7 protein-coding genes are annotated in these 16,452 nt (G+C 74.2%); 5 read left to right on the forward strand and 2 right to left on the reverse strand.

Annotated features, from left to right (window positions below; translation table 11 throughout):
• Window positions 1-7: 7 nt before the first annotated feature.
• Both ccrA and AB0J58_RS16575 read right to left on the reverse strand, forming a co-directional pair.
• Window positions 8-1,348 carry a crotonyl-CoA carboxylase/reductase gene (gene ccrA, locus AB0J58_RS16570; RefSeq protein ID WP_364216081.1) on the reverse strand — a complete coding sequence of 447 codons (1,341 nt, stop codon included), beginning with the start codon at window positions 1,346-1,348 and terminating at the stop codon, window positions 8-10.
• A complete protein-coding gene (locus AB0J58_RS16575) occupies window positions 1,345-2,841 on the reverse strand; it encodes an amino acid adenylation domain-containing protein (protein ID WP_364216084.1) in 1,497 nt (498 codons plus the stop codon). The genes ccrA and AB0J58_RS16575 overlap by 4 nt, the downstream gene beginning before the upstream one ends.
• Window positions 2,842-2,984: 143 nt before the next feature.
• Between AB0J58_RS16575 and AB0J58_RS16580 the strand changes: the two genes are divergently transcribed.
• The 5 genes from AB0J58_RS16580 to AB0J58_RS16600 are packed head-to-tail and all read left to right on the forward strand — an operon-like array spanning window position 2,985 to window position 16,372.
• Window positions 2,985-7,280 (forward strand): SDR family NAD(P)-dependent oxidoreductase, encoded by a 4,296-nt coding sequence (locus AB0J58_RS16580; RefSeq protein ID WP_364216087.1) that lies wholly within the window; start codon window positions 2,985-2,987, stop codon window positions 7,278-7,280.
• The gene (locus AB0J58_RS16585; RefSeq protein ID WP_364216090.1) at window positions 7,277-8,974 is read left to right on the forward strand and encodes a fatty acyl-AMP ligase; all 1,698 of its coding nucleotides are present in this window, start codon (window positions 7,277-7,279) and stop codon (window positions 8,972-8,974) included. The genes AB0J58_RS16580 and AB0J58_RS16585 overlap by 4 nt, the downstream gene beginning before the upstream one ends.
• Complete coding sequence (locus AB0J58_RS16590) at window positions 8,971-11,829, forward strand: beta-ketoacyl synthase N-terminal-like domain-containing protein (RefSeq protein ID WP_364216093.1); 2,859 nt, start codon at window positions 8,971-8,973, stop codon at window positions 11,827-11,829. The genes AB0J58_RS16585 and AB0J58_RS16590 overlap by 4 nt, the downstream gene beginning before the upstream one ends.
• A complete protein-coding gene (locus AB0J58_RS16595; RefSeq protein WP_364216096.1) occupies window positions 11,826-13,238 on the forward strand; it encodes an amino acid adenylation domain-containing protein in 1,413 nt (470 codons plus the stop codon). The genes AB0J58_RS16590 and AB0J58_RS16595 overlap by 4 nt, the downstream gene beginning before the upstream one ends.
• 8 nt (window positions 13,239-13,246) lie before the next feature.
• Window positions 13,247-16,372: an amino acid adenylation domain-containing protein gene (locus tag AB0J58_RS16600; protein ID WP_364216099.1), complete on the forward strand. Its 3,126-nt coding sequence runs from the start codon at window positions 13,247-13,249 to the stop codon at window positions 16,370-16,372.
• The last annotated feature ends 80 nt before the right edge of the window (window positions 16,373-16,452 follow it).

A 16,452-nucleotide genomic window follows, 5' to 3' on the forward strand; every position in this document is an offset into this window, starting at 1 on the left:
CTGTCTCCTAGGAGGACCGGTAGCGTGTGATCGCCGGCAGGTGCCGTTCGCGGAGTTCGTGGTCGCGCACGCCGAGCCCCTCGGCGGGGGCGAGGCAGAGCACGCCGATCTTGCCCTGGTGGGTGTTGCGGCGGACGTCGTGCACGGCCTCGGCGCTCTGCTCCAGGGCGTAGGTACGCGACAGGGTCGGGTGGACGCGCCCCTGGGCGACGAGCCGGTTGGCCTGCCAGGCCTCGTGGTAGTTGGCGAAGTGCGTGCCGACGACGCGCTTGAGGCTCATCCACAGGTACCGGTTGTCGAAGGAGTGCATGAACCCGGTGGTGGAGGCGCAGGTCACGACCGTCCCGCCGCGCCGGCAGACGTAGACGCTCGCGCCGAAGGTCTCCCTGCCGGGGTGCTCGAACACGATGTCGGGGTCGTCGCCGCCGGTCAGCTCGCGGATGCGGCTGCCGAAGCGCCGCCATTCGGCGACGTCGGGGGTGTGCTCGTCGAGCCAGAAGGAGAACCCCTCCGCGGACCGGTCGATGATCAGGGAGGCGCCCGCCCTCCTGGCCAGCTCCGCCTTCTCGGGGGAGGAGACGACGCAGACCGGGGTGGCGCCGCCGTTCAGCGCGTACTGGGTGGCGTAGGAGCCGAGCCCGCCGGAGGCGCCCCAGATCAGCACGGTGTCGCCCTGCTTCATGGCCGCGCCGTTGCGCGAGACCAACTGCCGGTAGGCGGTGGAGTTGACCAGCCCGGAGCAGGCGGCCTCCTCCCAGGTCAGGTGGGCGGGCATCGGCATCAGCTGGTTGGCCTTGACCAGCGCCAGCTCCGCCAGGCCACCGAAGTTGGTCTCGAATCCCCAGATCCGCTGCTGCGGGTCGAGCATGGTGTCGTCGTGCCCCTCGGGGTCCTCCAGCTCCACCGACAGGCAGTGTGCGACGACGCGGTCACCGGGCTTCCATTTGGTGACGCCGGGGCCCACCCGCAGTACCACGCCGCTGACGTCCGAGCCGAGCACGTGGTAGGGGAGGTCATGGCGGCGGGCCAGTTCGCTGCGGCGGCCGTAGCGGCGCAGGAACCCGAAGGTGGGCACCGGTTCGAAGATCGCCGACCAGACGGTGTTGTAGTTGACCGAGCTGGCCATCACCGCCAGCAGTGCCTCGCCGGGACCGACCTCGGGGGTGGCGACCTCCTCGACGTGCAGCGACTTGCGCGGGTCCTTGTCCTCGCTGCGCATCCCGGCGAACATGTCGACCTCGTCGGCGTGCACGGTGACGCCCCAGTAGGACTCCGGTACGGCCAGCGCCTCGAAGTGGCCGGGGTCGCTCTCGCCGGACAGGATCGCGTCTCGGATCGCGGTGGTCATCGCGCTGCCTCCAGGGCGAGTCGGTCGAGCTTGCCGTTGGGGTTCAGGGGGAGGACGGGAACGGTGCGGAACCGGGCGGGGACCATGTGCGCGGGCAGCCGCTCGCCGCACAGGGCGCGCAGTTCGCGGGGGGAGAGCGGGGTGCCGACCAGGTAGGCGACGATCAGCGGCTCGCCGCCGGGCGGGGTCCGCACGATCACGGCCGCGTCGCTCACGCCGGGCGTGCGCCGCAGCACGGCCTCGATCTCGCCCAGCTCGACGCGGAAGCCGCGGATCTTGACCTGGGAGTCGATGCGGCCCAGATACTCGAAGGACCCCGACTCCAGTTGCCGTACCAGGTCGCCGGTGCGGTACCAGCGCCGCCGGCCGTCGCCCAGGTCGGCCAGGGGGAACTTCTCGGCGTTGAGCGCCGGGCGGCCGACGTAGCCGGTGGCCAGGGCGGTGCCGCCCACCCACAGCTCGCCCTCGGCGCCGGTGGGCACCGCGCGGCCGTCCGCGCCGACGACGGCGGTGCGGACGTGGCGTAGCGCCCGGCCGATGTTCGTGGGCCCCGAGGTGTCCTGCACCATCGCGCGGTCCACGACCGTGCAGGTGGAGAAGACCGTCGTCTCGGTGGGGCCGTAGATGTTGACGATCTGTTCCCGCCCGCCGGTCAGGTCCATCCAGGCGCGGATGGTGTCGCGGTCGATGGCCTCGCCGCCGAAGATCAGGTAGCGCAGCGCGAGCGGCCGGGGGCTCTGCTCCATGGCCCAGGCCAGGTACTTGAACATGCTGGGCACCTGGCAGAGTACGGTCACCCGCTCGGCGTCCAGTGTGGTCAGCAGCAGCCGTGGGTCGCGCCCGGCGGCGACCGGGACGGCGACCACGCGCCCGCCGTGCAGCAGCGCCCCCCACATCTCCCAGATGGAGAAGTCGAAGCAGTGGCTGTGAAACCAGCTCCACACGTCGCCGGATCCGAAGGAGAACCGCTCGCGGGCGGAGCGGAACAGTTCCAGCACCGCGCCCTCCGGGGTGGCGACGCCCTTGGGGGTCCCGGTCGAGCCGGAGGTGTAGATGATGTGGGTGGGGATCTCACCGGAACGCTCGACGGGCGGCAGCACGTCTCCGATCGCCCCGGTGACCTCGACCCTCGGTATCGCGGCGAACGGCCACGGCCCGTCCGGGTCGGCGCAGATGGCGCGCAGTTCGCTGTCGCCGGCCATGAACCGCACCCGCTCGGCGGGGTAGTCGGGGTCCAGGGGGACGTAGGTGCAGCCGTGGCTTATCACCGCCACGATGGCGGCGACGACCCGCCAGGAGCGCCGCATGAAGATGCCGACCCGGTCGCCGGGGACCAGCCCCAGCTCGTCGAGCGAGCGGCGGATCTCGGAGGCGGCGCCCGCCAGTTCCGCGTAGCTCACGGATCGGTGTTCGTCGGTGACGGCGAGCGCGTCGGGCCGCCGCCGCACGTGCTCGTAGAAGGCCGAGGCCAGGGAGCCGAATTCTTCGTCCACAGATCAGGACGATCTCCAATAGCACAACATATGGGTATTCGTCGGCGGGCTAGGCTTCTCCCGGAGACCCGGCCGGGAGGCTAGGTACCGTCCGCGTCCCGCGACGGAAGACGCCGGAGCCGCGCCTGGCGATGCTTCTCGGCATGAACGGTGTCGTTTTCGTCTTTCCCGGCCAGGGTGCCCAGTGGCGTGGCATGGGAAGTGCCCTGCTGGAGCAGGAACCGGTCTTCGCCGCGGCGATCCGGGAGTGCGAGCTCGCGCTCGAACCGTACACGGACCGATCGGTCACCGACGTGCTGGCGGGCAGGGCCGACGCCGACCGGATCGACGTGGTCCAGCCCGCGCTCTTCGCCCTCCAGATCGGGCTGGCCAGGCTCTGGGCGGCCAACGGCGTGGTACCCGCCGCGGTGGTCGGCCACAGCCTGGGCGAGATCGCCGCCGCCCACGTGGCGGGCGCCCTGACCCTGGCGGAGGCGGCCAGGGCCGTCGGCGTCCGCAGCCGGCTCTACCGCAGGCTCAGCGGGACGGGCGCCATGGCGCTGGTCGGCCTCGGCTGGGAGGAGACCGCCGCCCTGGTCGCCGAGCGGAACGGCCATCGCGGGGCCGCACCCGAGTTCCCCGGTGCCGGCCGGATCTGCCTGGCCGCGGCCAACGCGCCCGGCTCGACGGTGGTGGCGGGCGACCACGACGCGGTCCACGCGCTCGTCGAGCAGCTCCGCTGGGAGGACGTCTTCTGCCGCCTGGTCGGCGCCGACGTCGCCGGTCACAGCCACCACGTCGACCCCCTGCTGCCGGAGTTGCGCGAGGAACTGGCCGCACTGGTGCCGAACCGCGCGGGGATCCCGCTCTGGTCGACCGTCACCGGCCGCCCCGGCGCGGTGCTCGACGCCGACTACTGGTGCCGCAACCTGCGCGAGCCCGTGCTGTTCTGGCCGGTGATCCGGCAACTCCTGGACGCGGGCTACGACACGTTCGTCGAGCTCAGCCCGCACCCCACCCTGCTGTCCGGGCTGCGCGACGTCGACGCCCGGCTGCTGGCGTCCGTGCACAAGGAGGACGGCGCCGTCTTCGCGGGCTCGCTCGCCCGCTTGCGCGAGGTGAAGCTCACCGCGGACGGCCCCCTGGGTGACCACCGGGTCGAGGGCCGGCCGGTCTTCCCCGGCGCCGGATACCTGGCGGCCGCCCTGGAGCACTCCGACGCGCTGGCCGGGGTGGAGTTCCACGCCCCGCTGCTCCTGGACACGCCACGCCGCCTGGCCACCCGGCTCGACGGCGACGCGATCGACCTCACCGTCGAGGGGCGGACCCACGCCTCGGCCTCCCGCGCGACCCCGCAGGCCGTGGCGCACCTGGAGCTGTCGCCGCTCAGGTCCAGGTACGTCGCCCGGATCGGAGCCGAGGAGCTGTATTCCGGCTTCACCGCCAGGGGCATGCGGTACGGTCCGGCCTTCCAGCGGATCGAGGAGGTCTTCACCGCCCCCGGAGAGTCCCTCGCCCGCCTGCGCGCCTCGCGGGCCCACGACGGCGAACCCGCCTCCGGCCCCTGGCCGTACCGCCTCGACGTGGCGCTGCTGGACGCCTGCCTGCAGGCGGCGGCGCCCGTTCTCGCCGAAGGCGACGACCTCTACCTGCCCCGGGCGGTGGCCCGGGTGTCGGTGCTCGGCGAGGTCGGCGCGGCCCGCTGGGCGCACGCCAGGGCCGTGTCCGCGACGGGCACCGGCGACGACCCGGGTGACGGGGCGGAGGTGACGCTCGACATCGACGCCTGCGACGAGGACGGCCGGGTGGTACTGGCGCTGCGCGGGGTGCGGCTGCACCGGATCGCGCGCGGCGCCGGGGCCGGCGGCTGGACGTACAGCACGCGCTGGGTGCCGGTGCAGACGGGCGCGGACGAGCCGTTCGGCGGCGTGGTCCACCGGGTCGAACCGGGACGGCCCGCCGAGGAGGCACTGCGGTCGCTGCTGGAACTGACCAGGGAGCTGATCGCCCGGCCGGAGCCGGAGCGGCTGTGGGTGGTGACCAGGAACGCCCAGCCGGTCGAGCCGGGCGACCCGGTGGACCCCGACGCCGCCGCCGTGTGGGGGATGGCGCGCACGATCAGGCACGAACACCCCGAGCTGCGCTGCACCCTGATCGACCTGGACGCCGAGCCGGGACCGTCCTGGACCCCGGCCGAGCTGGGCGCCGGCGCCGATGTCGGTGCCGGGCGCCCCGCCTGGAGGCTCGCGGGTGAGAACGAGGTCGCGTTGCGAGGTGGCAGGCCGTTCGCGCCACGCCTCACCCCGCGACCGGCCGGGCCGCGCGGCCCGCACCGGCTCGTCCAGCGAGCCCGGCAGGACCTGGCCACCCTCTGCCTGGCCGAGGACGCTCCCCGGGAACCGGGGGCGGGAGAGGTACGGATCCGGGTACACGCCGCCGGGCTCAACTTCAACGACGTGCTGCGCGGCATCGGCATGCTGGGCGAGCAGCCGGAGCCACTCGGCTACGGCCTGGAGTGCGCGGGCGAGGTGACCGACGTCGGCGACGGCGTCACGGGCCTGGCCGTGGGCAGCCGGGTGGTGGCCCTGGTCGCCGAGATCGGCGCGATGGCCTCGCACGTCACCGTGGACGCCCGGCTGGCCGTGCCCATCCCCGGCGATCTGGACTTCACCGCGGCGGCGACGCTCCCCGCGGCGTACGTCACCGTGCTCTACGGCATGGAGCGGCTGGCCCGGCTGGAGGCGGGGGAGCGGGTACTGATCCACGCCGCGGCCGGGGGTGTCGGCCAGGCGGCGGTGCGGCTGGCCAGGCGGGCGGGCGCGGAGGTCCTCGCCACCGCGGGCTCGCCCGGCAAGCGGGCCTGGCTCAGGCAACAGGGCGTCCGGCACGTCTTCGACTCGCGCTCGCTGGACTTCGCCGACCAGATCCTGGAGGTCACCGGCGGCGCCGGGGTCGACATGGTGGTCAACTGCCTGGCCGGACCGGCCGTCGACGAGGGGCTGCGGATCCTGGCGCCCTTCGGCCGGTTCGTCGAACTCGGCAAGCGCGACATCGCGGAGAACCGGCCGCTGCCGCTCGCCCCCTTCGCCAAGAGCCTGTCCTTTCACGCGGTGGAGGCGTTCTCGCTGGCCGGACGGCGCCCGGCGCTGGCCGGCGCGATGCTGCGCGAGGTGGTGGACGCGGTCGCGGCGGGCGATCTCGGCCCGCTGCCGGTGACGGCCTTCCCGGCGGCGGAGGCCGAGGCGGCGTTCCGGCACATGGCCTCGGCCAGGCACATCGGCAAGGTGGTGCTCACCTTCGACCGGCCCCGGCTGCGCGCCGACGGCACCTACCTGGTCACCGGTGGTCTGAGCGGTCTCGGCCTGGCCGCGGCCGAGGGGCTGGTACGGCAGGGAGCCAGGCATCTCGCCCTGTTGGGCAGGAGCGAGCCCGGACCGGCCGCACGGGAGCGGATCGCAGCACTCCGCGAGGAGGGCGTGCGGGTCGTGGTGCTGGCCGCCGACGTCGCCGACGCGGACGCGCTGGAGAAGGCGCTCGACGGGCTCCGCGCCCAGGGGCCGCCCATTCGCGGAGTCCTGCACGCCGCCGGGGTGCTGCGCGACCGCACCGTCGCCGTCGTCGACCTCGACGAGGTGGCCGAGGTGCTGCGCCCCAAGGTGGCCGGCACCCGCAACCTGCACCGGCTGACCTGCGGTGACCCGGTGGAGCTGTTCGTGCTGTTCTCCTCGGCGGCCGGGCTGCTCGGCTCCGGCGGCCAGGCCGGCTACGCGGCGGCCAACGCCTTCCTGGACGGGTTCGCGCACTGGCGGAGGAGCCGGGGCCTGCCCGCCACCAGCGTCGACTGGGGCGTCTGGTCACAGATCGGGCTCGCCGCCCGACCGGACCGGGCGGGCAGGCTGGCCGACCGGGGCATGGGTTCCATCGACACCGCGTCGGGCCTGCGGATCCTCGCCGAACTGCTCGCCGAGCAGCCGGCCCAGGTGGCGGTCGTCCCGCTGGACGCGCCCACCTGGTTCGCGAACAACCCCGGACACGAGCGCTGGTCGATCTTCGCCGGGCTGGCGGCCGGGCACACCGGGACCGGCAGGCTGAGCATCACGACCCCCCAGGAGCTGGAGCGGGCGCTCGTCGAGTGGGTGGCGGGGGTGCTGCGCACCTCACCGGCCGCGATCGACCCGAAGGCGTCGCTGACCCGGCTGGGACTGGACTCGCTGATGGCCGTCGAACTGCGCAACCTCCTGGAGGCCCGGCTCGGGGTGCGGCTGCCGGCCCCGGCCTTCCTCGACGGTCCCACCGTCACCGAGCTGGCCGGGCGGGTGAGCGCCCATCTGGACGACCGGCCGGCTGGCGAGACCGACACCCGTGACCCGATGGCGGCGCGGCTGGACGCCCTGTCCGACGCCCAGGTGGACGCCCTGCTGGACGAGCTTCTCAACGACCACATCGGAGGTGTGGCATGACATTTCATGATTCGGTGCTTGCGTCGCTGTTGAGCACCGCCGACGAGCACGGCGAGCGCCCGGCGCTGACCTTCCTGGGCAGGGGCGAGAGCACCCGGTGGACCTTCGCCGAGCTGGCCCTGCGCGCCCGCCAGGTCGCCACCCGCCTCACCGAGGCCGGCGCGTACGGCGAGCGGGTGCTCCTGGTCTGCCCCTCCTCCGCCGAGTACGCGCCCGTCTTCTACGGCTGCATGCTGGCCGGGGCCCTGCCCGTGCCCGTCTACCTGCCCTCCCTCGCGCACTTCAGGTCCGCCTGGTCGAAGATCGCCTCCATCGCCCGCGACTCCGGCGCCGCCTATGCGATCGCCCCCGAACCGCTCCCCGGCGCGGACGCGCCGGCCACCCTGCCCGGCTTCCGCGGCTGGCTGCACTTCGCCGACCTGCTCCGCGGCGACGCCGCCGACCACTGGGCGCTTCCCACCCCAGAAGACCTGGCGTTCCTGCAGTACACCTCGGGCTCCACCGGCAACCCCAAGGGCGTCATGGTCACCCACGGTGGCCTGATGCACAACGCCCGCGTGGTGGCCGCCGCCGTCGGGGCCGGCCACGAGACGACCACGGTCTCCTGGCTGCCGCTCTACCACGACATGGGGATCATCGGATCGCTGCTGTCGCCGCTGCTGTGGGGCGCGCACGTGGTGAAGATGTCACCGCAGGCGTTCGCCGCGCAGCCGTTCGCCTGGCTGCGAGCCATCTCCGACCACGGCGGGCAGCTTTCCTACGCGCCCAACTTCGCCTACGAGTTGTGCGTCCGCAAGGTCACCGACGCCGAGCTCGCCACCCTGGACCTGAGCCGCTGGCGAGTGGCGCTCAACGGTGCCGAGCCGCTCAGGCGAGACACCCTGCGGCGCTTCGCCGAGCGGTTCGCTCCCGCCGGGCTCGACGCCGCGAGCCTGTACGCCGCGTACGGCATGGCCGAGGCCACCCTGGTCGTCTCCGCCGGACCGCTGTCGGCCGCCGACCTCGGCGTGCGGGTGGGGGAGCGCCACTACGTACGTTGCGGCACCCCGCTGGACGAGATGGTCGTCGAGATCGCCGACCCTGTCACCGGGCTGGCATGTGAGGCGGGCGAGGTCGGCGAGGTGTGGGTGTCGGGGCCCTCGGTGGCGGCCGGCTACTGGCAGCGCCCCGACGCCACCGCCGAGACCTTCCACGCCCGGCTGCCCGGACGCGAGGAGAACTTCCTGCGCACCGGGGACCTCGGGGTGCTGGACGGCGACGACGTGGTGATCGTCGGCCGGCACAAGGACCTGATCGTGATCAACGGGGTCAACCACTATCCCCAGGACGTCGAGTACACCGTCGAGCGGGTCAGCCCCGCCGTGCGGGGCGGCTGCGGCGCCGCCTTCGCCACCGAGCCCACCGGCGACGTGCCGCAGGCCGAGGCCGCGGTGGTGGTCGCCGAGGTCACCGCCTCGACCGCGGGGGACCTCGACGAGCTGATCACCGAGATCCGCCTCGCGGTGGCCAGGGAGCACGACGTGCTGCTCGACGGGGTGTTCCTGGTCGAGCCGCGCAGCGTCCCCAAGACCACCAGCGGCAAGATCCGGCGCCGCGAGTGCCGCGCCATGCTGGCGGAAGGTCGCTTCACCGTGCTGGCCGGATGGACCTCGCCCGCCCTCGCGGACGCCGACCCGGTGGCGGCCGGGCGATGAGCGTCCTGGACCTGCTGACCTCCCTGGTCGCCGAACGCGCCGGCCTGGCCGACGTCGACGCCGACCGGTTGTTCATCGACTACGGCATCGGCTCGGCCGACGCGGTCGCCCTCGCCGCCGAACTGGAGGCCCGGCTGGGCATCCCGCTGCCGAACACGGTCTTCTACGACCACCCCACCCCGCGCGCCCTGGCCGAACACCTGGCGGGAGCCGTGGGACGGCCGGACCGCGGGACCCCCGGCCACGACACCTCCCGCGCCCCGGGCGGGCATGAGGTCGTCGAACCGGTGGCGATCGTCGGCATCGGCTGCCGCCTGCCGGGAGCCGACGGCCCCGAACGGCTCTGGCGGCTGCTGGCGGACGGCGTCGACGCGGTCGGCACGGTGCCGGGCGAGCGGGCCGCGCACCACCCGGGCTGGCGCGAGCCGGGGGTGGGCGAGGGCGGGTTCCTGCCGGACGTGGAGGGCTTCGACCCGGCGTTCTTCACGGTCAACGCCCGCGAGGCGGAGGCGATGGACCCGCAGCAGCGGCTGCTGCTGGAGGTCGCGCACGAGTCCCTGCAGGACGCCGGGCTCCGCCTCGCCGATCTGGCCGGGAGCCAGACGGGCGTGTTCGCGGGCATCAGCAGCGGGGACTTCCTGGTCCACAGCTTCAGCCCGGGGCTCGCCGAGACCGAACCCGGCCTCTACACCCCGACCGGCGTGGCGCACAGCGTGGCCGCCAACCGCATCTCCTACGTCTTCGACCTGCACGGCCCCTCGATGGCCGTCGACACCGCCTGCTCGTCGTCGCTGGTCGCCGTACACCAGGCGGTGACCGCACTGCGGACGGGCCAGTGCGACGCCGCCCTCGCCGGCGGGGTCAACGCCATCCTCTCGCCGGACATCGGCCTGTGCTTCCGCACGGCGGGAGTGCTGGCCCCCGACGGCCGGTGCAAGTCCTTCGGCGCCGGGGCCGACGGCATGGGCCGCTCCGAGGGGGCCGTCATGGTGACGCTCCGGCGCCTGGGCGACGCGCTCGCCGCCGGAGACCGGATCTACGCCCTCATCCTCGGCGGCGCGGTCAACAGCGACGGGCGCACCAACGGCCTGATGTCGCCGAGCGCCCCCGCGCAGGTACGGCTGCTGCGCGCGGCGTGCCGCGCCGCGGGAGTCGACCCCGGTGACGTCGGCTACGTCGAGGCGCACGGCTCGGGCACCCGGCTGGGCGACCTGATGGAGCTGCGCGCCCTGTCGGAGGTGCTGGGCGCGGCGCCGCGCCGTGCCGCGCTGCGGGTCGGCTCGGTCAAGAGCAACCTGGGGCACCTGGAGGCGGCGGCCGGCGCGGCCGGCCTGGCCAAGGCGGCCCTCGCGCTCTTCCACGGCGCACTGCCGGCCAGCCTGCACGCCACCGACCTCGCCGAGGACTTCGACTGGTCCGGCGGCGGCCTGCGGGTGCAGCGGAGCCTGGAGTCCTGGACCGGCCGCCTGGCCGGCGTCAGCTCCTTCGGCTTCGGCGGCACCAACGCCCATCTGATCCTCCAGGCGCCCCCGACCCCCTCCGCGGCCGTGGCGGGTGGCGAGTCCCGGAACCGCAAGGGCCCCGCCGAGGCGTGGCCGTATCCGCAGAAGTACGCCGCGACGGCGCCGCCTCCGGACAGGATGGCCGGGACACTTCCAGTGCGGGAGCCGGCCGCGGCACCGACGGCCTTCCCGGCCGGTCAGGGGCATCGTCACTACCTGCCGCTGTCGGCGCACACGCACGCCGGGCTGCGGGAGCTGGTCGTGCGCTGGCGGGCCGCGCTGGACGATCCGGAGCTGGACCTGGCGGCGGCCTGCCACACGGCAGGGGAACGGCGCGACCACCACGCCTACCGGGTCGGGGTGACCGGCGCCGACGCCGCCGAGCTGAGCCGGGAGCTCGACAGGGCACTGACCGACCTGACCGCCGCGACACCCGGCGGCGCGGCACCCGGCGGCCTGGCCCTGGTCTTCGCCGACGAGCCGGGCGCCGGGACGGCCGCCGCGCACGCCGACCTCGCCGCCGAGCTGCGCCGGGCGGGCGTCCGTCCCGACCTGGTGATCGGCCACGGCGCGGGGGAGGTCGCCGCCGCCCGCTACCGCGGCGTGCTGTCGCCCACCGCCTCGGACACCGTCGCCGGGCACCGCGCCAGGCTGCTGGCCGGGCCGGCGCCGGTGCACGCCCTGCGGGTGCGGCTGGCGCGCAGGCTGGCGGAGGCGCTGTGCGCGCGGATCGGTCCCGCGCTCGCGGTGGCCACCGTGGAGGACGCGCAGACCTGCGTCATCGTCGGCCCCCGGGCCGCGCTGGCCACCCTGGCCGCCACCCTCACCGCGGGAGACGTGCTCTGCGGCGACCTGGGACCCGCCACCGCCGACCACAGCGGGCTGGCCGCACCACTGGCCGCCGAGCTGGAGGCCGCCCTGGAGGGGCTGCCCGTCAACGCCGGCGAGACGGTGGCGCTGTCGACGCTCACCGGCGGGCCGGTCGACGGCCGCGCGCAGGGCGCCCGGCACTGGGCGCGGCACCTGGCCGCCCCGAGCCTGCTCGGCGACGCGCTCGCCGTCGCGCTGGACCGCGGGGTGAGCACCTTCGTGGAGATCGGTGTCGCCGAACTCGGTCCCCGGCTGCGCGGTGCCCCGGGGGGCAGGCAGGCCCGCGCGGTGCGCTGCGCCGGCGCCGGCGACCTGCCCGGCGTGCTGATCCGCCTCTACGAGCTCGGCCACGACCTCGACTGGGCCGCGCTCAACCCGCCGGGGGCCGTGGCGTCCATCCCGCTGCTGCCCTGGTCCCGCGACTGGTCCGCGCCGCCCGCGCCCGGTCACATCGGCACCGTCCCTCAGGAGATGGTCGCGTGAACACCGTCCTGCACGAGGTGGCCCGGCAGGTGAGACGCGCGCCCGGCGCGGTCGCCGCCCTCGACCCGGCCTCCGAGCTCAGCTACGGGCAGCTGGCCGCCCGCGCCAACGCGGTGGCCGACGTGCTGCGGGAGAGAGGAACGCGCCCCGGTGACGTGGTCGGTGTCGCGCTGCCCCGCTCGGCCGACTACGTGGCGGTGATCCTGGGCATCTGGCAGGCCGGCGCGGTCTTCCTGCCGCTGGATCCGGCCCTGCCGCCCGAGCGGCTGCGCTTCCAGCAGCGCCAGGCGGGCATGAGCCTGCTCCTCGACTCCGTACCGCACACCGAGGGCGCCGAGGACGCCGAGGACGCTGCCGGGTTGCGGACCGGCGACGCGGACCCCGAGCGGTGCGCGTACGTGATGTTCACCTCCGGCTCCACCGGGCGGCCCAAGGCGGTGCTGGTCTCGCACGCCTCGCTGCACAACTGCGTGCGCGCCGTCGCCGAACTGCTCGACCCCGGCCCCGCCGACCGGTACGCCGCCAACCAGACCTTCTCCTTCGATATCGCGCTGCTGGAGATGTTCGTCCCGCTCAGTCACGGCGGTGCGACCCTGGTGACCTCCGAGGCGCTGCAGGCCGCCCCGGAACGGCTGGTGGGCTGGCTGGAGAGGCACCGTGTCACCGTCGTGCACGCCACCCCCACCGCCTGGCACTTCCTGCTGCCGTACCTGACGCCGGGGCGTGCGGAGCTGCAGGCCGTCTGCGGCGGCGAGGTGCTGACCGCCCGGCTGGCCGCCGAGCTGGCCGGGCGCGCCGGACGCGTCTGGAACTTCTACGGTCCCACCGAGGTCACCGTGTGGTGCACCGCCGGGCTCGTCACCGCCGGAGAGCCGGACCCGCTGCCGGTGGGCAGGCCGCTGGCCGGCTACCGCGTCGTCCTGCTCGACGACGCCGGTGAGCGGGTACCGGACGGCGAGCAGGGTGAGATCCACGTCGGCGGGCTCGGCGTGGCCCTCGGCTATGGCGGTGCCCCCGAGCTGACCGCAGAACGGTTCGTCGACCATCCCGAGCACGGCAGGCTCTACCGGACCGGCGACCTGGGCCGACTGCGCCCCGACGGCCGGCTCTGGTTCACCGGGCGTCGTGACCGGCAGGTCCAGCTGCGCGGCTACCGGATCGAGCTGGGTGAGATCGAGTGCGTGGCCCAGGAGCACCCGCTGGTCGAGCTGGCCGCCGCGCACGTCGTGGACGAGGGCCTGCTGCTGTTCGCCCAGGGAGACGTCACCCCCCGGGCGTTGCGCAAGCATCTGGCCGCCCACCTGCCCGCCTACATGATCCCGTCCAGGATCGAGGTGCGCGGCGCCTTCCCGCTGACCCCCACCAAGAAGATCGACCGCGTCGCCCTGCTGGCGTCGGCGAACCGTTAGGAGAAGTCGTGGCCGGATTGCACGAGCTGGTCGAAGCCCAGGTGGAGCGGACCCCGCGCGCCGTGGCCGTCATCGATGCCGACGGCCACACCCTGACCTACCGCGAGCTGGACCGGCGCGCCAACCAGCTCGCCCACCACCTGCGCGAGCTGGGAGTGGTCGCCGACACCCCCGTGGCGGTGTGCGTGCACCGGGGACTGGACCTGGTCATCGCGCTGTGCGGCATCCTCAAGGCGGGCGGGGCCTACCTGCCGATCGACCCCGACGCGCCGCCCGCCCGGGGGCGGCTCATGGTCGCCGAGGGCGCGGCGCCGGTGTCGGTGGGCGAGCAGGCACTCGCCCACCTGCTGCCCGGCGACCTGACCCGCGTCGTGCTGCTCGACCGCGACAGCGCGCTGATCGACCGCCACCCGACGACCCCGGTCGGCTCCGGGGTACGCCAGGAGAACCTGGTCTCCCTCTACTACACCTCCGGCTCGACGGGCACCCCCAAGGGGGTCGCCAGCACGCACGGGGGCTGGGTCAACCGGATGCGGTGGATGCAGGCCGAGCACCGCCTCGAACCGGGCGAGGCCGTACTGCACAAGACCACGCTCAGCTTCGACGACTCGGCGGTGGAGGTGTTCTGGCCGCTGTCGACCGGCGGGGTGGTGGCGATCCTGCCGCCGGGCGAGCACCGCGACCCGGTGGCGTTGCTGGAGGCCACCTCGCGCTTCGGCGCCGCCGTCGTGCAGTTCGTGCCCAGCATGCTCGCGCTGTTCCTGGCGGCGCACCGCCGCGCCGGGCTGCCGCCGCTGCCGCACCTGCGCCACGTGATCTCCAGCGGGGAGGCGCTGACCGCACCCCTGGCGCTCGCCTTCCACGAGCAGATCGGCGTGTACGGCTGCGGGCTGCACAACCAGTGGGGCGCCACCGAGGTGTCGATCGACTCCACCCTGTACACCTACGACCCGCACGACCCGCACGCGGGCCCGGTCGTCTCCATCGGTACGCCCTTCACCGGCAACACCGTGCACGTGCTGGACGAGGCGGGAGACCTCGTACCCGACGGCGAGGTCGGCGAGCTGTTCATCGGCGGCATCGGCCTGGCGCGCGGCTACCACCGCAGGCCCGCGCTGACCGCCGAGCGCTTCGTCCCCGACCCGTACGGCCCGCCGGGCTCGCGGCTGTACCGCACCGGCGACCTGGGGCGCCGCCGCCCCGACGGCGCCCTGGACTTCCTCGGCCGCACCGACCACCAGGTCAAGATCCGCGGGGTACGGGTCGAGCTGGGCGAGATCGAGGCCACCCTGGACGCCCACCCCGGGGTCGAGCGTTCCGCCGTCACGGTCGCCGGGGAGCGCCTGCTCGGCTACGTGGTGGCCTCCGGCGCCGCCCCCGACCCGGCGGAGCTGCGGGCCTACCTGATCGACCGGCTCCCGCCCTACCTCATCCCCGCGCAGCTCGCGGTGATCGACCGGATGCCGCTGACCAGCAGCGGGAAGGTGGACCGGGCCGCACTGCCGGAGATCGCCGCGCCCGCCGAGCGGGCCGAGGGCAGGCCCCCGGTCACCGCCGTGCAGCAGGCGCTGGCCACCATCTGGGCCGACGTCCTGGACCTGGACACGGTCTGCCTGGACGACAACTTCTTCGAGCTGGGCGGCAACTCCCTGCTCGCCACCCAGGTCATGTTCCGCATCCAGGACGACCTGCGCATCGACTTCCCGCTCTACCTGCTCTTCTCCGCCGAGTCGCTGGAGGAGCTCGCCGAGGAGGTGGCCGAGACCCGCGCCGAGCAGCTCCCGCCGCTGCCGAGGGTGTCCCGCGAGGGCACACTGCCGCTCTCCTACGGCCAGGAACGCCTCTGGTTCCTGCACCGGCTGGCGCCCGGCTCGACCGCGTACAACGTGCCGACCGCCTGCCGCCTGCGCGGCCACCTCGACGTGGCGGCGTTCCGCCAGGCGTTCGACGAACTGGTCGCCCGGCACGAGATCCTGCGGACCCGGTACGTGGAGAGCCCCGAAGGCATCCCCGAGGTGCGCATCGACGCCCGCGGATCCCGGCTGAGGTTCGGCGTCGCGCCCGGCGAGACCCGTATCGCCCGCGAGAGCGCCGCCTCCGACGCCCTGCAGGCCGACTGGGAGACCCCCTTCGACCTCGCCGCCGCCGCGCCGGTGCGGGCCAGGCTGACCAGGTTGGACGACTACGAGCACGTGTTCTCCCTGGTCGTCCACCACGTCGCCTACGACGCCGCCTCCGAGCAGGTGCTCTGGCAGGAACTGGCCACCCTGTACGAGGCCGCGCTGGCCGGGCGGCCCGCCGTGCTCCCCGAGCCGGCCGTGCAGTACGTGGACTACGCCACCTGGCAGCGTGCGCACGCCGCGGGGGGCGAGCAGCTCGACTACTGGCGTGCCCAGCTGGCCGGGATCACCCCGGCCGAGCTGCCCATCGACCGGCCGCGCCCGCCCGTGCAGACCTACGCGGGCGCCAGGGTCTCCTTCATGATCGAAGAACGGGTCACCGAGGAGCTGCGCCGGCTCGGCCGCGAGGCGGGCACGACGCTCTTCGCCGCCCTGCTCGGAGCCTTCCAGGCGACGCTCTTCCAGGCGTCCGGCGGCGCCGACGTCGCGGTGGGCTCCCCGGTACCCGGCCGTACCCGCCCGGAGACCGAGCAGATGATCGGTTTCTTCGTCAACACGCTGGTGCTGCGCACCCCCTGCGGCGGCGACCCGACCTTCGCCGAACTGCTCGGCCGCGTCCGTGAGGTGGTCCACGGCGCCTACGCCCACCAGGACGTTCCGCTGGAGCGGCTGGTCCAGGCGCTGCGCCCGCCGCGCGCCCCGGGACGTTCCCCCTTCTTCGACGTCATCTTCAACGGCGTCCCGCTCAGCGCGCTCACCGGCGCCGAGGGCGTACGCCTGCCACAGCTGACGGTGACCCCCATCGACCTGGCGACCCGCACCACGGTCGCCGACCTCGTCTGCTCGGTCGCGGAGACCCCGGACTCGATCATCGGCGAGGTCGCCTACAACACCGGTCTGTTCGACGGATCCACCGTCGAGAGCCTGGTGGATGCATGGCTGCATCTGCTGGGAGCGGCTGTGCGTGACCCGCACGCGCCGCTCTCGGCACTGTCACCGGTTCCCCATGCGTGACGTCCTCCGACGGGCCGCACCCGCACACCACACGAAAAAAAGAAAAGTGCTTCCTCCTCACCCTGAGGGGCGAGGCATCC

It is taken from the genome of Streptosporangium sp. NPDC049644 (assembly GCF_040675205.1).
Lineage (GTDB): Bacteria > Actinomycetota > Actinomycetes > Streptosporangiales > Streptosporangiaceae > Streptosporangium > Streptosporangium fukuiense.